Source organism: Sorangium sp. So ce296 (assembly GCF_051529605.1).
Classification (GTDB): Bacteria; Myxococcota_A; Polyangia; order Polyangiales; family Polyangiaceae; genus Sorangium; species Sorangium cellulosum_D.
Window position 1 is genome coordinate 12,221,949 of the sequence record NZ_CP150325.1, and the last position, 19,466, is coordinate 12,241,414.

The window sequence follows — 19,466 nt, forward strand, 5'->3', positions numbered from 1 at the left end:
GCCGCGCCTCTGCCGCCGCGGCGATGGCAATCTTTGCCATGAAGGCAACGCTTGCCACGCGCGCGCGGATCCAGGGCGCGAGAGCGGCCGCGGGAACGCCGATCGTCCAGGTTCGGACCCGACGCTCGGCCGGCACGGTTGCTGCCAGTCCGGCGAGCGCGAGACGGCGATCGACGTCCGCGGGCGGGCGCGCCGCTCACCGCCGGTCGCCGCCCGCCCGCCTCAGCGCTGCTGCGCCCCGAACCGCGCCTTCGCCGCGTCCACCGCGGCCTTCGTCCAATGATCGACCTCCTCGTCGGTCAGCGTCCGCTCCGGCGACCTGAACCACAGCGCGAACCCGAGCGAGTGCGTCCCCGGCGGGAGCTCGCCGCCGCGGTACCGGTCGAACAGCTCGACCTTTTCGCAGCGCTCCCCGGCCGTCGTCCGCAGCAGCTCCAGCACCTGGCCCGCCGGCACGTCGAGCGGCAAGAGCAGCGCCACGTCGTGCCGCATCGCCGGGAACCGGCTCGGCTTCGCGGCCGCCGGCGCGCGGTAGGCCGCCGCCACCGCCGCGAGATCGAGCTCCGCCACCACCGCCCCGGTCGTGATCTCCAGCGCGTCGCGCACGTCCGGGTGGAGCTCCGCCACGTACCCCACGGCGCGGCCGTCGAGCGTGACGCGCGCGCCCTTGCGCGGATGTGCCCACGGCGGCGGCTCGCCCTCGAGGTCGAACTCCGGCGCCACGCTGCCCGCGAGCTCCGCCAGCACCGCCTCGACCACACCCTTGCCGTCGTAGAAGTCGACGTCCTCGGGCCGCGTGAGATAGCTGTCGCGCGGCCCCGCGAGCAGGACCGTCAGCCGGGTCGGCTCGTCCACCGGCGGCCGCTCGACCCGCGCCTTCTGGCCCGCGCCGTCCGTGCCGCCCGCGCCGCGCGCCTCGCCCTGGCGCGGCAGGAACACCTGGCTCACCTCGAACAGCCGCACCCGCGGCACGTTGTACCGCTGCGAGCGCTGCGCGACCGTGAGCAGCCCCGGGACCAGCGACGGCCGCATCACCGACTTCTCCTCGGAGAGCGGGTTCAGCAGCCGGAGGAGCGGCTCGACCTCGAAGCGCGACGCCTTCAGCTCCTGCGGCGACAGGAACGAGTACGTCACCGCCTCGTGCAGGCCGATCCCGGTGCAGATCTGGCGCACCCTGCGCCGGAGGCGGTAATCGCCCCGGGCGCCGGCGGGCGCCGCGCCCACGCGCGGGAGGCTGCTCGGGATCTTGTCGTAGCCGGCGACGCGCGCGACCTCCTCGATGAGGTCGATCTCCTCCACGATGTCGGGCCGGTGCGCCGGCACCTCGACGAGCAGCCGATCCGCCTGCTGCTCCACGGTCGAGACCCCGAGCGTCTCCAGGATCTCGCGCGTCCGCGGCGGGGCCTCGGCGCCGATGATGCGCTTGTACCGCGGCAGCCGCAGCGTCAGACGGCGCGGGGCGCGGGGCGCGACGTACGCGTCGATCGGCTCGCCCGCCGCCTCGGCGCCGGCGAGCTCGCAGATGAGCGCGGTCCCGCGATCGCGCGACAGCGGCACCCCCGAGAGGTCCACCTCGCGCTCGAAGCGGTGCGACGCTTCGGTGTGGAAGCCGTACCGCCGCGCCGACCTGCGGATCCCGCGCGGCTCGAAGTAGGCCGACTCGAGGAACACCCGGCGCGTCGTCGCGGTGACGCCGCTGTCCGCGCCGCCGATCACGCCGGCCAGCGCCACGACGCGGTCCGCGTCGGCGATCACGAGGTCGTCCTCGTTCAGGGACAGCTTCTGCCCGTCGAGCGCGACGAACGCCTCGCCCTGCCGCGCCCTCCGGATCTCGACCGGCAGCCGCAGCGCGTCGAGATCGAAGGCGTGGAGCGGCTGCCCCCGCTCGAGCATGACCAGGTTCGTCGCGTCGACGACGTTCGTGATCGGCCGGACCCCGAGGCGGCCGAGGCGCACCCGCGCCCAGAGCGGCGAGGGACCGACGCTGACGCCCTCGATCACCTGGCCGGCATACCGGGGGCAACGCTCCTTGTCGCGCACCTCGACGCTCGCGCGCGCCCCGCCGCCGCTCGCCTGCGGCCGCGCGACCGCCGGCGGCTGGAAGGGGACGCCGAGCACCGCGGCCACGTCCCGGGCCACGCCCAGGTGGCCCAGCGCGTCGGGCCGGTTGGGGGTGACGCTGAGCTCGATGATCCAGTCCTCGAGGCGCGGCTCCCAGTCGAGCAGCGATTGCCCCGGGCGCCCGCCCTCGATGGTGAGCAGGCCCTCGTGGCTCGACCCGAGGCCGAGCTCGTCCTCGGCGCAGAGCATGCCGGCCGACGAGACGCCGGCGACCGCCTTCTCGGTCAGCGTGACGAGCGCGCCGCTGCGGTCGAGGACCTGCGCCCCCACCGGCGCATAACAGACGAGCGCGCCGCCGCCGGGGGCCGGGATGTTCTGCGCGCCGCACACCACCTCGCCGCCTCCGCCGGCGCCGCCGGCGTCCACGCGGACCAGCGTGAGGCCCTTCTTGCTCGGGTGGGGCCGCGTCGCCTCGACGCGCGCGAGGACCACCGGGCGCAGCGCGGCGCCGACGTGCGTCACGCGATCGACCTCGAGCCCGCCGCGGCCGAGCGCCGACGTCACCGCGTCGACGCCGGGATCGGCGCCGAGGATCTCTTGAAGCCACTTGTACGATATCAACATGGGGAGTCGGGCTCCGGCGCGAGGGGAGTCGCCTAGAGGCTTCCGAGGAAGCGGACGTCGTTCTCGTAGAAGGCGCGGATGTCGTCGACGGCGAACTTCATGTTGGCCGTGCGATCCACGCCGATGCCGAACGCCAGCCCCGTGTAGAGCTCCGGGTCGATTCCGACGTTCCGGAGCACCGTCGGGTGGACCATGCCGCACCCGAGCACCTCCAGCCAGCCGGTGCCCTTGCACTGCGGACAGGCGCGGTTCGCGCCGAAACAGACGAGGCAGGAGACATCGAGCTCGGCGCTGGGCTCGGTGAAGGGGAAGTAGCTCGGCCGGAAGCGCGTCCGCGTGTTCTCACCGAACATCCGGCGGCTGTAGACCTCGAGCAGGCCCTTGAGGTCGCCGAGGGAGACGTCGCGGTCGACGACGAGCCCCTCGATCTGCACGAACATGGGGCTGTGGCTGGCGTCGTCGTCGCGCCTGTAGACGACGCCCGGCGCGACGATCATGACCGGCGGAGGGTGGGAGAGCATCTCGCGCACCTGCACCGGGCTCGTGTGCGTGCGGAGGAGCACGTTCTGGCCCGGATCGCCGGCCACGTAGAACGTGTCGTGCATGTCCATGGCCGGGTGATCCGCCGGGAACCCGAGGAGATCGAAGTTGTAGCGCGCGAGCTCGATCTGCGGCCCCTCGGCGACGTCGAACCCGAGCCCGACGAAGATATCCACGATCTCGTCGAGGGTCCGCATGATGGGGTGCGGCCGGCCGGGCGCGCGCCAGCGGCCGGGCAGGGTGATATCGAGGGGCGGCGCGGAGAGCTCGCGATCGCGCGCGGTCCGCTTGATCCGGGCGGTCGCCTCCTCGCGGGCGCGCTCCACGCGGCCCTTGACCGCGTTGAGGCGCTGGCCGAGCGCCTTGCGCTCCTCGGGCGCCGCCCCGGGCAGCTGCTTCATCAGCGCATTGAGCGAGCCGCGGCGCCCGAGCAGGCTGGCATACAGGCGGTTCAGCTCATCGAGATCGCCGACGGCGGCGAACTGGACGTCCACCGTGCGATCGACCTCGTCGATGAGGCGGCCGAGTTCGGGACCACTCATTGCCGCCCCCTTACCCCAGACCCCCAGGCAACGCAAGACATCACCACCCGCGCTGCGCCGGCGCGTGCGGGACGTCCGGTGCGCGGACGGCGGCGACGGAGCGCGCCGCGCGCCGGGCAGAGGGGAGGGGCCGTCGGCCGTCGCCCGAGGCGAACGCCCGATCCGCGCGGCGTCGCGCCGCGATCCAGGGGGGCGGCGCGCGACGGCTCCGCGCGGGGCGCGCAACAACGGTTGTCACCACGGTCAACTCCGGGTTGACAGCGCCCCGGCGGCGCCGGCACGGCCCCATTCGGGATCTACGCCAGCCGCGCGCTGGCGCGACCGTTGCAAAACCGGTTCAGCACGGTGTGCCATTGGCCGGGCGCCGCTCGGCAGCGCGCGGCCGAGGCCGGCGTCTGCCCGCCGCGGGCTGCGCTCGGCCCCGCGACGTACCGCAGCGCCGCGCCGGCACCGCTTCGTCCTCACCGAAGACCCTTCGGATGCATCGCTATGGCCAAGATGACCGCCTTCTTCATCGCGCTCTGTTACCTGCTCGGGGCCATCCTCGCCTACCGCGCGCTCGCGCTGCTGACCCGCCCCGCGCCTCCGGAGGGCGCGCGCGAGATGAAGACGTCGGGCGCCGAGGGCCGCGGCGCCAGGGTTTACGGTGTCTCCGGGAGGCAGCGTCTCTTCGAGCGGGAGCGCCCCGGCGCGCGGGGACCCCGGGAGCGCCCGGCGAGCGCGGGAGGGCGCAGCCCCCTCCCTGGCGCAGCGATTGCACAACCGCGGTCCATGGGCCGAGCGCCCCTGAGCTCCGCGCGTGGCCGCCGTCGAGGCGTGCCTGCCGCGGGCTGCCATCGGCCTCCGGGGCGCCGCGCTGCGCAGCGCCGTTCAACCCTCACCGATAACCCCGATTCCAGCGTGCATCGATATGGACAAGAAAGCCGTCTCCTTCCTCGTGCTCGGTTGCCTGCTGGGGACCATCGTCACCTCCGGCGCCTTCTCCGTGCTGGCCCGCCCCGCGTCGGCGGAGGGCGCTGGTGAAAGGCAGGCTGCCGGCGCGGCGAGCGCCGGCACGAAGAAAGTGGTCCTGAAGCTGTCGCACGCGCTCGATCAGGCGCATCCGGTGCACGTCGCCATGGAGTACATGGCGAAGCAGCTCGACAAGAAATCGGGCGGCGCCGTGCAGCTGCAGATCTTCCCGAACGGGCAGCTGGGCAGCGAGACGGAGAGCATCGAGCAGGTGCAGCGAGGGGCGCTGGCGATGGTCAAGACCTCCACGGCGCCGCTCGAGAGCTTCATCCCGGAGATGGCGCTCTTCGGGCTGCCGTACCTCTTCCGGGACGAGGACCACTTCTGGAAGGTGCTCCTCGGCGACGTTGGCAAGGATCTCGCCGCGGCCGGGGCGAAGGTGGGCGTGAGGGGCCTCTGCTACTACGACTCCGGGAGCCGGAGCTTCTACACGGCGGACGCGCCCGTCATGAGCCCCGCGGATCTCAAGGGCAAGAAGATCCGCGTCATGAAGAGCAAGACCGCGATGGACATGGTCTCGCAGATGGGCGCCGCGCCGACGCCGATCGCGTTCGGCGAGCTGTATTCCGCGCTGCAGCAGGGGATGGTCGACGGGGCCGAGAACAACCCGCCCAGCCTCTTCACGAGCCGTCACTTCGAGGTCACCAAGCATTACTCGCTCGACGAGCACACGAGCGTCCCCGACATCATCCTGTTCAGCCAGAAGATCTGGGAGTCGCTGAGCCCTGAGGTCCAGCGGTGGGTCCAGGAGGCGGCCGATGAGTCGGCTGTCTTCCAGCGCGAGGCGTGGAAGAAGAGCACTCAGGAGTCCCTCGATGCGCTGAAGAAGGCGGGGGTGACCATCCACCGGCCGGACAAGGAGCCGTTCCGCAAGCAGGTCCAGCCCATGTACGACCGCCTCGAGGGCACGGAGCTCGGCAAGCTCGTGAAGCGCGTCCAGGAGGTCGAGTGATGGACGTCCAGGAGCGAAGGGCAGGGCTCCTGCTCGACGAGGAGACGAGCGCTCCTCAGGAGCCGCCGTCGCCTGTACAACCGCCGGACGTGGGCCCGGCCGGCGCGCCGAGCGCGGGGCGTCGAGCGCCGGCCGTCGTCGGGCCGCTGCACAGGCTGCACGCAGGCCTGATCAGGACCCTGGAGGTCGTGCTCGTCGCCGCGTTCGCGGTGCTCACGCTCGACACCCTCTGGGGCGTCTTCTCCCGCTACGTGCTCGGCAACCAGAGCCGCTGGACCGAGGAGCTCGCCGTCTATCTCCTGGTCTGGATCTCGCTCCTCGGCGCCGGGCTCGCCTACGGCGAGAAAGCGCACCTCGGCGTCGACTACTTCGTCGGCAAGATGGACCCGGCGGCCCAGCGCGTCGCGGCGATCGCCATCGAGCTCCTGGTGGCTTTCTTCGCCGCGTTCGCGCTGATCTACGGCGGCTGGACGCTCGTCGTCAAGACGCTCGAGTCCAAGCAGACGTCGCCCGCGCTCGACATCCAGGTGGGCTACGCCTACCTGGCCGTGCCCATCAGCGGGGTCTTCTTCCTCATGTTCTGCATCGAAAACCTGGTGGAGCTGTTCACCGGGCGGGTGTCGCCGAGGAGAGGCGAGCCCGTCACCGACGCATAACCTTCCAGAGCCGGGCCCGCCATGGAAATCCAAGTCCTCATCCTCGTGTTCAGCTTCTTCGCGCTGCTCCTCCTCAACGTGCCGGTCGCCGTCTGTATCGGCCTCTCCACGGTGCTGACGATCGCCTCGCTGGGCGACGTGCCCACGGCCTACATCGTGGCGCAGCGCATCTCGACCGGCATCGCCAGCTTCCCGCTGCTCGCCATCCCCTTCTTCGTCCTCTCCGGGCTGCTCATGGGCGAGGGCGGCATGGCCCGCAGGCTCATGGATTTCGCGAGCGCCGTGGTCGGCCGCTTCCACGGCGGCCTCTCGTACGTCAACACGCTGACGTGCATGCTCTTCGGGGCCGTCTCGGGCTCGGCGGCGGCCGCCGTCTCCTCCATCGGAGGCTTCATGATCCCCGAGATGGAGCGGAAGAACTACGGGAGGGAGTTCAGCGTCGCGCTGACCACGACCTCGGCCACCACCGGGCTGCTCATCCCTCCGAGCAACATCATGATCGTCTATGCCGTGGTCGCCGGGAACGTGTCGGTGGCCGCGCTGTTCCTGGCCGGCGTCGTCCCGGGCCTCCTCGTGGGCCTGAGCATCATGGTCGTGGCGTTCCTGGCCAACCGCAAGCAGCCGGTGGGCGTGAGCGAGAAGGTCCCGTTCAACGAGGTCGTCCGGAGCTTCGCCCAGGCGATCCCCAGCTTGCTCCTGATCCTGATCGTCATGGGCGGGATCCTCGCCGGGGTGTTCACGGCGACCGAGGCCAGCGCGGTGTCCGTGGCCTACGCATTCCTGCTGGGGACGCTGTTCTATCGTGAGGTCAAGCTCAAGGACATGCCGCGGATCCTGCTCAAGTCCGCCAAGACCACGGCGGTGGTGATGATCCTGGTGGGGGCCAGCCAGGCCATGAGCTGGGTGCTCGCCTTCGAGCAGGTGCCCCAGAGCGTCAGCCAGGCGATGCTGGGGATCTCCCAGAGCCCGTTCGCGACGCTGCTCATCATCAACGTGCTCCTGCTCGTCGTGGGCACCTTCATGGACATGACGCCTGCGGTCCTGATCTTCACGCCCATCTTCCTCCCGGTCGTCACGGGGATGGGCATCCACCCGGTGCACTTCGGCGTCCTGATGGTCACGAACCTGTGCATCGGCCTGTGCACCCCGCCGGTGGGCACCTGCCTGTTCGTGGGCTGCGGCGTCGGCAAGACCACGATCGCAAAGGTGGTCCGGCCGATGATTCCGATGTTCGCCGCCATGATCGTCGCGCTGATGCTCATCAGCTACGTGCCCCAGCTCTCGCTCTGGCTCCCGGCGCAGTTCAACCTCTGAGGCCGCGCCCCCGCGCCCGCGACGCGCACCGCGCCGCGCCGGCAGGGCGGGAAGGCCGCTCTCGACGCCGTCGCCGCCCCGCGCACCGCCGGAGGAGCTCCGCTCCGGCGCTCCTTCAAACCCCTCCTGGACTCGCACGCTCATCCTCGATGGGCGCTCGCCGCTACCGCAGGCGCTCATGCGCGACAGCGCCGGCCCCTGCGCGCGTCAATCACCGCTGTCGCCTATGTCAACCGGGGGTTTACGGCGTTGCGGGGGAATCTGCCTCCCGTTCAGGCGGAGCGCGCCAGGTCGTCGCGGGGGCGCGTCGGGGCAAGTCGTGCGCTCCGGTCGGATCCGGCCCAAAGCGGCTGCGGTCGGGCCCCAGCTCGGAGCGCCACCTCCGCGCGTCGCGCGCGTCACACCTCCGCGCGTCGCGCGCGTCACACCTCCGCGCGTCGCGCGCGTCACGGCGCCGCTGCGGCGCTGTGTGCCCCTGGCTCGTGGTTTGCAATCGAGCATGGACGCTGCCAGCGCACCCCACGCGGAGCGAGCCACAAGGCGTGCTGTCGGGCGTCGCTCGCCTCGACGACAGCCCCGCTGATCGCGCAGGCGCAGGTCCAACCCTTCACGAGATCGGCGCACTCTTGAATTCCATCGTCAATCCCTGTTGCCAATCTGGGCATGATGTTCCGCGTGGCTCGCGATGCGGCGCGCGCTCGGCAGGCGGAGGCGCGGCTGTGCCAACTACCGGCTTCGCGAGCGCGCGCAACCTGGCTTGCGCGCTGCTCGGCGCCGCCCTCTGCGCGGCTCCCTCGGTCGCCAAAGGGCAGCCGTCGCCTCCTCCGACGGCGCCGGACCAGGCGCCCGAGGCGACGGACCCGCCCGCCGAGACGCCCGCCGCGGCGGCGCCCGCCCAGGGCGCGGCTCCGGCGCCCGACGCCGGAGGTACCGGGGCCGCGGCCGTCCCCCCCTCCCAGCAGCCGGTGCAGAAAGAAGAGCCCTCCGCGCCGCCGTCGCCGCCGGTGGAGAGCGGGTTCTTCTTCGGCGCCGTCAGCCGCGCCGTCGCGGCCACGGACGCCGAGCTCGGGCCGGGGCGCGACGCCGACATCGTCTTGAGAGGATCGCGCCTCGACGAGTCCACGTTCATCCAGCTGGACCTGGAGCGGCAAGACTACTGGGAGTCCACCGGCGCCACCACGCGGGCCGCCGTCCGCCTCGTCGTGGACGCCCCGGTCCTCCATTACAACAACGCGCGGCCGTGGAACGTCAACATGTCCGTGCGCAACGCCTTCGTCGAGGAGCGCGACCTCGGCGTCAAGGGGCTGTCCGTGTGGATCGGCTCGCGCCTCTACCGCGGTGACAACTCCGAGCTGCTCGATTTCTGGCCGCTCGACTGGCTGAACACGCTGGGCGGGGGCGTCCGCTATGACCTGCCCTCGAAGCGCACGTACTTCGCGGCGCACGCCGGCGTCAACCGGCCGCTCACGCCGTATTACCTGCAGACGGTGGAGCGCGCGCCGGCGCTCAACCAGCCCGGCACGGCGAACGTCAACCTCCTCGATCGCCAGCGGCTCATCACCAGCTTCAAGGCGAGCCACACCGTCCCGATCGGGGAGAAGGGCGGGGTCAAGGGCATCCTCTACGGCGAGCTGCACCAGCTGCCGTCGGGCACGCGCGAGACGGCGGAGGCCGGCGTGTACGAGCGGCTGCCGCGCGACTCCGGGTACGTCATCGGCGCGCAGATCAGCCCGTTCACCGGCGTGGACAACGGGCACCTGCACCTCTTCCTCCGCTACGCGGGCGACCTCGCGGCCTACGGCGAGTTCGGCTCCCCCACGCAGCCCGCGCCGGACGGCACCGCATCCGGCGCGCACGAGCTCATGTTCACCATGAGCGGCAACTACGAGACGGGGAAGCTCGGCCTGATGGCCTCGGGGTACGTGCGCTCGTTCCGCAACGCCAGCGAGCCGTTCGACTTCGCCGATCTGGACGAAGGCATCTTCGTGGTGCGACCGCATTACTACATCCGCGACTGGGGAGGCATCGCCGTCGAGGGCTCGTACCAGGCCCAGCGGCGCGGGAGGGTCCCGCCGCCGGCCGACCCCGCGGCGCCGGGCGCGCACCCCGGAGCGAGCCACCACAGCGCGAGCCTCGTGCGCTTCGGGCTCGTGCCGTTCCTGAACGCGGCGGGCAAGGGCGACTTCAAGCGCCCGCAGTTCCGCTTCATCTGGCTCGTGACCCGGCGCGACGAGGGCGCGAAGGCCCTTTATCCGCAGGACGACGTGTTCAGCAAGCGCACGTGGGAGCACTTCTTCGGCCTGAACGTCGAGTGGATCTTCAAGGCGAGCCCGGCGTTCTGACGCAGATCTCGCGTGCTCCTCCCGCTCGCCGCGGGACCGAAGCCAGCGTGATGGCTCTTAACACACAAAGAGAGAGGATCTTCGAATGATGAGCTGCCTACCGCTCGCGAAAACGTGGGGAGGTGAGCATGGTCATGAAACCTGACGTCTCCGTGAGCGCTCCTCCGCTGCTCGCGGGAGCCGAGCGGAGCTACGGCGACGACGCCGCGCCGGCCGTCATCACCGGCGTCGGGCGCTACCGCTGGGTGATCTGCGCCCTCCTGTTCACCGCCGCGACGATCAACTACGTCGATCGCCAGGTGCTGGGCGTCCTCAAGACGACGCTCCAGAAGGAGCTCGGCTACAACGATATCGATTACGGCAACATCGTCACGTCGTTCCAGGCCGCCTACGCGATCGGGATGCTGACGATGGGCCGCCTCATGGACCGCATCGGGACGCGGCGCGGCTTCTCGTTCGCCGTCGGGTTCTGGAGCCTGGCGGCGGCGGCGCACGCGCTCGTCGGCAGCGCCGGCGGGCTCTCGGCGGCCCGGTTCGCCCTCGGCATCGGCGAGGCCGGGATGTTCCCGGGCGCCCTCAAGACGATCGCCGAGTGGTTCCCGAAGAAGGAGCGCGCGCTCGCGACCGGGCTGTTCAACTCCGGCACCAACATCGGCGCGATCGTATGCCCCCTCGTGGTGCCGTGGATCGCGGTGACCTGGGGCTGGCGCGCCGCCTTCGCGCTGACCGGCGCGATCGGGGCGCTCTGGATCGTCGCGTGGCTGATCCTCTACTCCCCCCTCGCGCAGAACCCGCGCGTCTCGCCGGCGGAGCGGGCCTACATCACGAGCGAGCCGTCGCCGTCGCCGGGCAAGATCGGCTGGCTCACCCTCGTCCCGCACCGCCAGACGTGGGCGTTCGCCATCGGCAAGTTCATGACCGATCCGTTCTGGTGGCTTTACCTGTTCTGGGTCCCCGACTTCCTCAACCGCAAGCACGGGCTGAACCTGCTCCAGATCGGGCCGCCGCTCGTCACGATCTACCTGCTCTCCGACGTGGGCAGCATCGCCGGCGGCTGGTTCTCCTCGACGCTCATGCGCCGCGGCTGGACCGCGAACGCGGCGCGCAAGACCGCGATGCTCGTGTGCGCGCTCGGCGTCGCGCCCGTCTTCCTCGCGACGCGCACCGACTCGCTGTGGGTGGCCGTGCTCCTGCTCGGCCTCGCCACCGCCGCGCACCAGGGCTTCTCGGCGAACCTGTTCACGCTCACCACGGACATGTTCCCGTCGCAGGCCGTCGGGTCGGCCGTCGGGCTCGGCGGCATGGCCGGCGCCATCGGCGGCATGCTCATCGCGCAGATCGCCGGCCACGTCCTGCAGCTCACCGGGAGCTATTCGACCCTCTTCATCATGGCCGCGTCCGCGTACCTCCTCGCGCTCGCCATCATTCACCTGCTCGTGCCGCGGCTCGAGGCCGCGCGATTGAACCAAGGATAGTTGGTATGACGAACGATCCGTTTCGTTTGGACGGCAAGGTCGCGCTCGTGACGGGCTCGGCCACGGGGATCGGCGCGGCCATCGCGACGGCGCTCGCGGCCGCGGGCGCGGACATCGCCTGTCACGGCAAGGACGAGCCGGGCGAGGCCACGATGGACGCGGTGCGGAGGCTCGGGCGGCGCGCCATCGGGACGGCCGCGGACCTGGCCGACCGCGCGGCGCACGAGGAGCTCATCCGGAGGACGCAGGCCGAGCTCGGGCGCCTCGACATCCTGGTGAACAACGCGGGGCTCATCCGGAGGTCGCCGGCGGTCGAGTACTCCGACGAGGACTGGGACCTCCTCCTCGAGGTCAACCTGACGTCCGCGTTCCGGCTGTCGCGCATCGCCGGCAAGCACATGCTCGAGCAGGGGTCGGGCAAGATCGTCAACATCGCGTCGCTGCTCTCGTTCCAGGGCGGGATCCTGGTCCCCGCCTACGCGGCGTCCAAGGGCGGGATCGCGCAGCTGACCAAGGCGCTCGCGAACGAGTGGGCGGCGAGGGGCGTCAACGTGAACGCGATCGCGCCCGGCTACATCGCGACGAACAACACGGCCGCGCTCCGGGCCGACGAGGCGCGCAGCCGCCAGATCCTCGAGCGCATCCCCGCCGGCCGGTGGGGCGAGGCCAGCGACATCGCGGGGGCGGCGCTCTTCTTGTGCGCCGAGGCGAGCAAATACATCCACGGCCACGTGCTGGTCGTCGACGGCGGCTGGATGGGCCGTTGAGGAGCGGGAAGATGCAGATTCGCAGTGCAAAAGGTTGTGCGTGGGATCAGGTGAGCCTCGGTGAGGTGATGCTGCGCCTCGACCCGGGCGAGCGCCGCGTCCACACGACGCGGACGTTCGACGTCGGGGAGGGCGGGGGAGAGTACAACGTGGCGCGCGGGCTCCGGCGCTGCTTCGGGCTCCGCACCGCCATCGTCACGTCGCTCGCGGACAACGCGGTCGGCCGGCTCATCGAGGATCTGATGCTCCAGGGCGGGGTCGACACGTCGTTCCTGCGCTGGGTCGATTACGACGGCGTGGGCCGGGAGGTGCGCAACGGCCTCAACTTCACCGAGCGCGGCTTCGGGCCCCGGGCCGCCGCCGGGTGCTCGGACCGCGGCCACAGCGCCGCGTCCAAGCTGAAGCCGGGCGACCTCCCGTGGAAGACCATCTTCGGCGAGCGCGGCGCGCGCTGGTTCCACACGGGCGGCATCTTCTGCGCCCTGTCCGAGGCGGCCGGCGGCGTGGCGCGCGAGGCCATGGAAGTCGCGCGCGAGCACGACGTGCGGATCTCCTACGACCTCAACTACCGGCCCTCGCTGTGGAAGAACTTCGGCGGCCAAAAGAGGGCGCGCGAGGTCAACCGCGCGCTCATGCCCTACGTCGACTGCGTGTTCGGGAACGAGGAGGACTTCGTCGCCGGCCTCGGATTCGAGATCTCCGGCGTGGACACGAGCTACAGCCAGCTCGACACGAACGGGTTCCGCCGGATGATCTCCGAGGTCGTCGCGGCGTACCCCAACATCTCGGTCGTCGCCACGAGCCTCCGGACGGCCAAGACCGCCAGCGTGAACGGCTGGGGCGGCATCCTGTACTACAAGGGCGAGTTCTACGAGGTCGCCCAGCGGGACATCGAGATCCTCGACCGCGTGGGCGGCGGCGACTCGTTCGCCTCGGGGATCATCTACGGCCTCCTGGCCGATCAGGGCCCGCAGTGGGCGCTCGAGTGCGGCGTGGCGCACGGGGCGCTGGCGATGTCGACCCCGGGGGACACCTCGATGGCGTCGCTCGCCGAGGTGCGGCGGGCCATGGGCGGCGGCGGCGCGAGGATCGAGCGGTGACGAGGGTAGAACCATGAACAGAGAGCAAGTCGTCCGCCGCATCGAGGAGATCGGCATCGTCCCCGTCGTGCGCGCGCCGAGCGGAGAGCTCGCCGTGCGGGCCGCTCGCGCGCTCCGCGCGGGCGGCATCGAGGTCATCGAGATCACGATGACGGTCCCCGACGCCCTAGCGGTCATGCACGAGATCGCCTCCCGCATGGGGCGCCACGTCCTCGTCGGCGCGGGCACCGTGCTCACCGCGGACGCCGCCCGCGGGTGCATCGAGGCCGGCGCCGAGTTCATCGTGAGCCCGGGGCTCAACCTGGAGGTCATCCGCGCGGCGCACGACCTCGGCAAGGCGGTCTTCCCCGGGGGCCTCACGCCGACCGAGGTGATCACCGCGTGGAACGCCGGCGCCGACGCGGTGAAGGTGTTCCCGTGCTCGGCGATGGGCGGCGCGAAGTACCTGCGCGCCCTGCGCGCGCCGCTGCCGGACGTGAAGATGTTGCCGACCGGCGGGGTCAACCTGACGACCGCCAGGGACTTCATCGAGGCCGGCGCCGTGGCGCTCGGGGTCGGCGGCGAGCTCGTCGACGCCGCGGCGCTCGCCGCGGGCAAGGACGAGGTCCTCACCGAGCGCGCGCGCGAGTTCATGTCGGTGGTGAGCGCCGCGCGGGCCGATCTCAAGGGCGGCGCGCGGGCCTAGTCGTATCGAGGAAGAAGAAGAAGAACCATGAGCAGCCTTCAAAAGAGAGATGTCCCGAGCCTCATGCGCGTGCGCAGCCGCGAGGTCGTGTTCTTCACGCCCGAGCCTGGGCTCAAGCGCCGCATCCTGGCCCACAACGCGAACATGATGCTCGTCGAGCACCACATGGAGATCGGCTGGGCCGGCGCGCGCCACAGCCACCCGCACGATCAGCTGGTCTACGTCATCTCCGGACACCTCAAGTTCTCGTGCGCGGACGAGGAGTTCGAGGTGCGCGCCGGGGACAGCTTCGTGGTCCGCGGGGGCGTCGAGCACCAGGCCTGGGCGTTCGAGCCGAGCGTCGTGCTCGACGTGTTCACGCCGGCCCGCGAGGACTACATGCCCTGAGCGCGGCGAGGCCCCGCCTGCCTCGCCAATTCACCACAATCATCATGTCTTTTCGGCGGGCCTGTGACCGACGCAGCGCCCCCGTGCGATCGAGGAATCTATGAAACGCAGAACGTTCGCGATGTCGATGCTATTGCCCGTGGTGCTGGCCGCCTGCGGCGAGGACAGCGACCCGGAGCCCGGTCCCGGTCCCGGCCCGGGCCCCGGTCCGGAGGTGCCGCCCGAGATGGCGCCGTACTACGAGGCGATGAAGCGCGCGGCCACCTTCATGAGCGAGAAGGTCGCGTACAAGGGCGGTTACGTGTGGAGCTACCTCCCCGATCTCTCCCAGAGCTGGGGCGAGATGGAGGCGTTTCGCACCATGCTGTGGGTGCAGCCGCCCGGCACGCCGTCGATGGGTCACGCCTACCTGGACGCTTACCACGCGACCGGCGACGAGCTCTTCTACAAGGCCGCCGAGCAGGTGGCCCTGGCCCTGATCGAGGCCCAGCACGAGGCCGGCGGCTGGAACTACATCTACGACTTCGCGGGCGAGGCGTCGCTCAAGGACTGGTACGAGACCATCGGCCAGAACGGATGGCGGCTGGAGGAGTTCCACCACTACTACGGCAACGCGACGTTCGACGACGCCGGCACCGCCGTGGCCTCGCAGCTCCTCCTGCGCATGTACCTCGAGAAGAAGGACGAGCGGTTCCGCGGGCCGCTCGAGAAGGCGATCGGCTTCGTCACCACGGCCCAGTACCCGGGGGGCGGCTGGCCGCAGCGCTTCCCGCTGATGAGCAAGGAGGAGGGCAAGCCCGACTACACGAGCCTCGTCACCTTCAACGACGACGTGGCCGGGGAGAACATCAAGTTCCTGATCATGTGCCGCATGGCGCTCGGCCAGCCTGAGCTGCTCGACAACATCGAGCGCGCCATGGGCAACTTCGTCGCCATGCAGCAGCCCGCGCCGCAGCCCGCGTGGGGTCTGCAGTTCACGCTCGAGGGCGAGCCGGTGGGCGCGCGCACGTACGAGCCCACGGCGCTGACCACGCACACGACGGCCAACAACATCCAGCAGCTCCTCAATTTCTACGAGCTGACCGGGGACGAGAGGTACATCGCCCGCGTGCCCGAGGCGCTGGACTGGCTGGACAAGGTCAAGCTCACGCCGGAGCTCATCGAGCTCTTCCCCGATCGCACGCACCCCACGTACATCGAGATCGGGACCGACGTTCCGCTCTACGTCCACCGGCGCGGCTCGAACGTCGTCAACGGCGAGTATTACTTCGACAAGGACCCCGCGAAGCCGATTGGCCACTACGGGCAGGCGCGCAAGCTCGACGTCGCCGCCATGCGCAAGCGCTACGACGAGCTGAAGGCCAAATCGCCTGAGGAGCTGACGGCGGGCTCGCCCCTGAAGACCGACGAGCCGGCGGAGCTGCCGAAGTACTTCTCGCTGCGCGAGGTGTCGCTCGTCGATCTCTACGTCGGCCGCACGATGACGACCACGCCGGTGACCGAGGCGGACGCGCAGAAGGTCGTCAGCGAGCTCAACCAGGAGGGCTACTGGCCGGTCAAGCTCACGTACATCACCAACCCCCCCATCGGCCCGGGCACCGCGGAGCCTTATCTCGAAGACACCTACGCCACGACGCACGTCGGTGACCTGAACGACACCTCGCCCTACGAGCCGAGCAAGGCGCCGGCGGGGTACCCGCCCGTGGAGGCGCCGACGGGCATCACCGTGGAGAGCTTCATCAAGAACATGGGCGTCCTCATCTCCTACGTCGCGCCCGTGCAGTGAGCGCCCGAGGGCGCCCGCCCTCGCCCCGCACCCGCTGGTGCCGCGCCGCCTTGGTCCGTTCCTGATGGGATGAGAAGGAACCGCCGAGGCGCAGAGGACACAGAGGGAAGAGAAGGGAGCTGAAAGTTCTCTCTCTTTCTTTCTCTCTCTGTCTCTCTTTCCTCTGTGCCCTCTGCGCCTCTGTGGTTCAATTTCTTGTTGTCAATGACCAGGACGGGCTTGGCGAAGCGGCATTCCCCTAGCCCTGGAGACATCGGCATGCGCTCTTTCATCTTCGCCGCGCTCGGCGCCGGTTTCCTGCTCGCATCGACAGCCTCTTGCGGCGACGCCGGCGATCCCGCCGGCCAGCCCGATGGGTCCTCCGGCGGGACCGGGGGCGCGGGCGCCGGCACGGTGAGGTCGGGGGGCGGCCAGACGTCCACCACCGCAGGACCGGGCGGCGGCTCGACGACGGCCAGCACCGGAGGGCAGGGCGGGGCCACGTCCGTCTCCTCCGGCGCCAGCACCTCGGCGGGCGCCGGCGGTATGGATTTGCCGCCCTCGGAGGACGACCTCTACGTCGCCCCCGACGGCGCGGAGGACAACCCCGGAACCATCGACGCGCCCACCACGCTCTACAAGGCGATCACCCTGGTGCGGCCGGGCCAGACCATCTACCTGCGCGGGGGCGAGTACCTCTACGTCCCGACCGTCGAGATCTCCCACGGGAACGACGGGACGCCCGAGCAGAGGAAGCGCCTGTTCGCCTATCCCGGCGAGGAGCCCGTGCTCGAGTTCAAGGACCAGTACTACAAGAAGGGCGACCCGGCCAGCCCGCGCGGCGTCGAGCTGCACGGCAGCTACTGGCATATCCAGGGGATCGAGATCGCCAACGCCGGCGACAACGGCCTCTTCATCTCGGGGCACCACAACGTCGTCGAGCGCTGCGTCTTCCACCACAACCGGGACTCGGGGCTCCAGCTCGGCGGCCGGCTGGGCGAGCTGGAGACCCCGGAGGAGGAGTGGCCGTCCCACAACAAGATCATCAACTGCGACTCGTACAGCAACTTCGACCCGCCCGACGGCGGCGACGCGGACGGCTTCGCCCCCAAGCTGAACGTCGGCGAGGGGAACGAGTTTCACGGCTGCCGCGCCTGGAACAACTCGGACGACGGCTGGGACATGTTCAACCGCAACGGCAAGCCGCTGAAGCCCGTCCTCCTGGACCAGTGCTGGGCCTTCGACAACGGCTACAAGGAAGGCGGGTACATGAGCACGCCGCCTCCGGTCCCGTACATGGGCAACGGCAACGGCTTCAAGATGGGCGGGAGCAACGGCCTCGCGTCCGACCACGTGATCACCCGCTCCGTCGCGTTCGGCAACAAGGTTCGCGGCTTCGACGAGAACAACAATGTCGGCAACATCACGGTGAAGAACTGCACGGGGTGGCTGAACGGATCCATGAACTTCGCGTTCGGCGAGGGCGGGTTCCACACGTTCATCAACAACATCTCGCACGCGAGGAAGTCCAGCGACGAGCCGGTCGGCACCGCGGTCTCGAACGCGTTCGAGGGCGCCACCGACGCCGACTTCCTCAGCCTCGATCGCGCGCTGGCCAAGGCCCCCCGCGACCCCGACGGCAGCCTGCCGGCGACGGATTTTCTGCGGCTCGCCCCGACGAGCCAGTTCATCGACGCGGGCTCGACCGAGGGCCCCGCGCTCCCGTACGCCGGCGCCGCGCCCGACCTCGGCGCCTTCGAGGTCCAGTGAGCCCGGAGGAGGCCTGATCCGGGGCCTCCACGCAAGGTCTTTCTTCACGCTTTCAGGAGGCAATCATGCGGCATGAGAGGTCGAATCGTTTCACCCCCTTCGCGGCGGCCCTCGTCGCGCTCTCTGGCGCTGGAGGCTGCGCGGCGTCGGGGGACGGCGGCGACGCGGCCGGCGCGACGTCATCCGGGGCCGGGACCAGCGGCGCGTCGTCGACCGCGAGCGGCGGCGCGGCGAGCAGCGGCGGCACGACCAGCGGCGGCACCGCGAGCAGCAGCGGGACCACGGGCAGCGCGGGAGGCGCGACCGGCGGCGCCGGCGGCGGGGGTGCGGGCGGCGGCGGCGGGCAGGGCGCGGGCGGCTCCGGCTCCGGCGCGGGCGGCGGCGGCACGGTCGACGGCTGCCCGGCCAGCGCGCCGATCGGGTGGGCGGGCGTGAGCGGCCACGGCGTGGCCACCACGACGGGCGGCCTCGGCGGGATGACCGTCACGGCGACCACGACCGAGCAGCTCGTCGAGTACGCCGAGAGCCCCGAGCCGCTGATCATCCAGATCGCCGGCGACATCGACATCAGCGGCGTGGACATCGACGTGGCGTCGAACAAGACGCTGATCGGCGCGGGCCCCGACGCGACCCTCCGGGGCCGGCTCCAGATCCGGGGGAAGTCGATCGACGCGCCGATCCAGAACGTCATCGTCCAGAACCTCAAGATCGACGCCAGCTCGACCGCCGACGACGGGATCCAGATCCACTTCGCCCACCACGTCTGGGTGGATCACGTGGAGATCTGGGACGCGCTGGACGGCAACCTCGACGTCGTCCACGGCTCGGACCTCGTGACCGTCTCGTGGTGCAAGTTCCACTACACGAGCGACGCGCCGGATCCCGCGCACCGCTTCTCGAACCTGGTCGGCCACAGCGACAACAACAGCGGCGAGGACACGGGGAGGCTCCGCGTCACGTTCCATCACAACTGGTGGGCCGACGGCGTGATCGAGCGTATGCCGCGCGTCCGCTTCGGCGAGGTCCACGTCTTCAACAACTACTACTCGGCGGCCGGCAACAACTACGCCATCGGGGGCGGCCTCGAGGCCCGGCTCCGGATCGAGAACAACACCTTCGACGGGGTGAAGGATCCGCACGTCTTCTACGACGGCGAGCCGACCGCGCAGATCGTGGCGAGCGGGAATGCCTATTTCGGCCTGTCGGACACCACCCGGAAGGACATGGGGCAGGGGAGCGCGTTCACCCCGCCATACACCGTCGCGCTGGACCCGGCCGGCGCCTCGTTGAAGGACGTCGTGACACGGTGCGCTGGTCCGAGATAACGACGTTCGCGCACAGCGCACCTCATTGACGGCACAGACTCCCGTGTGCCCTGGCACCCGGCGTGCTTCGGAGTCCCGGGACCACGGGCCATCCCGGCGACTCGATGCTTGCGGCGCGAGGGCGGGACGCGGTGGTGCAAGGAGCCGACG

At 70.6% G+C, this 19,466-nt stretch carries 14 protein-coding genes; 12 read left to right on the forward strand and 2 right to left on the reverse strand.

Features of this window, described 5'->3' with window-relative positions:
- Positions 1 to 222 precede the first annotated feature (222 nt).
- Entirely contained in the window at positions 223 to 2,685 is a 2,463-nt protein-coding gene (pheT, locus tag WME98_RS45085; protein ID WP_437947776.1) for a phenylalanine--tRNA ligase subunit beta, read from the reverse strand.
- A 32-nt stretch (positions 2,686 to 2,717) separates the two neighbouring features.
- Positions 2,718 to 3,767, reverse strand: coding sequence for a phenylalanine--tRNA ligase subunit alpha (pheS, locus tag WME98_RS45090; RefSeq protein WP_061626417.1), 1,050 nt, complete (start codon positions 3,765 to 3,767; stop codon positions 2,718 to 2,720).
- Between the two features lie 910 nt (positions 3,768 to 4,677).
- Here pheS and WME98_RS45095 point away from each other — a divergent pair.
- From WME98_RS45095 to WME98_RS45150, 12 genes are all read left to right on the forward strand, one after another.
- Positions 4,678 to 5,730 carry a TRAP transporter substrate-binding protein gene (locus WME98_RS45095; protein WP_437947777.1) on the forward strand — a complete coding sequence of 351 codons (1,053 nt, stop codon included), beginning with the start codon at positions 4,678 to 4,680 and terminating at the stop codon, positions 5,728 to 5,730.
- On the forward strand, positions 5,730 to 6,386 hold the full coding sequence (locus WME98_RS45100; protein ID WP_437954103.1) for a TRAP transporter small permease: 657 nt from the start codon (positions 5,730 to 5,732) through the stop codon (positions 6,384 to 6,386). The genes WME98_RS45095 and WME98_RS45100 overlap by 1 nt, the downstream gene beginning before the upstream one ends.
- A gap of 21 nt (positions 6,387 to 6,407) precedes the next feature.
- Positions 6,408 to 7,700 carry a TRAP transporter large permease gene (locus tag WME98_RS45105; protein WP_437947778.1) on the forward strand — a complete coding sequence of 431 codons (1,293 nt, stop codon included), beginning with the start codon at positions 6,408 to 6,410 and terminating at the stop codon, positions 7,698 to 7,700.
- A gap of 719 nt (positions 7,701 to 8,419) precedes the next feature.
- Positions 8,420 to 10,042 carry a carbohydrate porin gene (locus tag WME98_RS45110; RefSeq protein ID WP_437947779.1) on the forward strand — a complete coding sequence of 541 codons (1,623 nt, stop codon included), beginning with the start codon at positions 8,420 to 8,422 and terminating at the stop codon, positions 10,040 to 10,042.
- Between the two features lie 128 nt (positions 10,043 to 10,170).
- Positions 10,171 to 11,517: an MFS transporter gene (locus tag WME98_RS45115; protein WP_437947780.1), complete on the forward strand. Its 1,347-nt coding sequence runs from the start codon at positions 10,171 to 10,173 to the stop codon at positions 11,515 to 11,517.
- 5 nt (positions 11,518 to 11,522) lie between these two features.
- Positions 11,523 to 12,284 (forward strand): 2-dehydro-3-deoxy-D-gluconate 5-dehydrogenase KduD, encoded by a 762-nt coding sequence (gene kduD / locus WME98_RS45120; RefSeq protein WP_437947781.1) that lies wholly within the window; start codon positions 11,523 to 11,525, stop codon positions 12,282 to 12,284.
- Between the two features lie 11 nt (positions 12,285 to 12,295).
- Positions 12,296 to 13,384 (forward strand): PfkB family carbohydrate kinase, encoded by a 1,089-nt coding sequence (locus tag WME98_RS45125; protein ID WP_437947782.1) that lies wholly within the window; start codon positions 12,296 to 12,298, stop codon positions 13,382 to 13,384.
- 13 nt (positions 13,385 to 13,397) lie between these two features.
- Positions 13,398 to 14,069: a bifunctional 4-hydroxy-2-oxoglutarate aldolase/2-dehydro-3-deoxy-phosphogluconate aldolase gene (locus WME98_RS45130; protein ID WP_437947783.1), complete on the forward strand. Its 672-nt coding sequence runs from the start codon at positions 13,398 to 13,400 to the stop codon at positions 14,067 to 14,069.
- Positions 14,070 to 14,096: 27 nt separating this feature from the next.
- Entirely contained in the window at positions 14,097 to 14,456 is a 360-nt protein-coding gene (locus tag WME98_RS45135) for a cupin domain-containing protein (protein ID WP_129575856.1), read from the forward strand.
- Between the two features lie 100 nt (positions 14,457 to 14,556).
- On the forward strand, positions 14,557 to 16,242 hold the full coding sequence (locus WME98_RS45140) for a pectate lyase (protein ID WP_437947784.1): 1,686 nt from the start codon (positions 14,557 to 14,559) through the stop codon (positions 16,240 to 16,242).
- Between the two features lie 258 nt (positions 16,243 to 16,500).
- Positions 16,501 to 17,991 (forward strand): right-handed parallel beta-helix repeat-containing protein, encoded by a 1,491-nt coding sequence (locus tag WME98_RS45145; protein WP_437947785.1) that lies wholly within the window; start codon positions 16,501 to 16,503, stop codon positions 17,989 to 17,991.
- Positions 17,992 to 18,056: 65 nt separating this feature from the next.
- On the forward strand, positions 18,057 to 19,316 hold the full coding sequence (locus WME98_RS45150; RefSeq protein ID WP_437947786.1) for a pectate lyase family protein: 1,260 nt from the start codon (positions 18,057 to 18,059) through the stop codon (positions 19,314 to 19,316).
- Positions 19,317 to 19,466 lie beyond the last annotated feature (150 nt).

Bases quoted from the DNA above. Each gene is read 5' to 3' on its own strand.
- WME98_RS45125 (WP_437947782.1), top strand. From the start codon at position 12,296: ATGCAGATTCGCAGTGCAAAAGGTTGTGCGTGGGATCAGGTGAGCCTC.
- WME98_RS45150 (WP_437947786.1), top strand. From the start codon at position 18,057: ATGCGGCATGAGAGGTCGAATCGTTTCACCCCCTTCGCGGCGGCCCTC.
- WME98_RS45105 (WP_437947778.1), top strand. From the start codon at position 6,408: ATGGAAATCCAAGTCCTCATCCTCGTGTTCAGCTTCTTCGCGCTGCTC.
- WME98_RS45145 (WP_437947785.1), top strand. From the start codon at position 16,501: ATGCGCTCTTTCATCTTCGCCGCGCTCGGCGCCGGTTTCCTGCTCGCA.
- WME98_RS45100 (WP_437954103.1), top strand. From the start codon at position 5,730: ATGGACGTCCAGGAGCGAAGGGCAGGGCTCCTGCTCGACGAGGAGACG.
- WME98_RS45140 (WP_437947784.1), top strand. From the start codon at position 14,557: ATGAAACGCAGAACGTTCGCGATGTCGATGCTATTGCCCGTGGTGCTG.
- WME98_RS45130 (WP_437947783.1), top strand. From the start codon at position 13,398: ATGAACAGAGAGCAAGTCGTCCGCCGCATCGAGGAGATCGGCATCGTC.
- pheS (WP_061626417.1), bottom strand. From the start codon at position 3,767: ATGAGTGGTCCCGAACTCGGCCGCCTCATCGACGAGGTCGATCGCACG.
- WME98_RS45095 (WP_437947777.1), top strand. From the start codon at position 4,678: ATGGACAAGAAAGCCGTCTCCTTCCTCGTGCTCGGTTGCCTGCTGGGG.
- pheT (WP_437947776.1), bottom strand. From the start codon at position 2,685: ATGTTGATATCGTACAAGTGGCTTCAAGAGATCCTCGGCGCCGATCCC.
- WME98_RS45115 (WP_437947780.1), top strand. From the start codon at position 10,171: ATGGTCATGAAACCTGACGTCTCCGTGAGCGCTCCTCCGCTGCTCGCG.
- kduD (WP_437947781.1), top strand. From the start codon at position 11,523: ATGACGAACGATCCGTTTCGTTTGGACGGCAAGGTCGCGCTCGTGACG.
- WME98_RS45135 (WP_129575856.1), top strand. From the start codon at position 14,097: ATGAGCAGCCTTCAAAAGAGAGATGTCCCGAGCCTCATGCGCGTGCGC.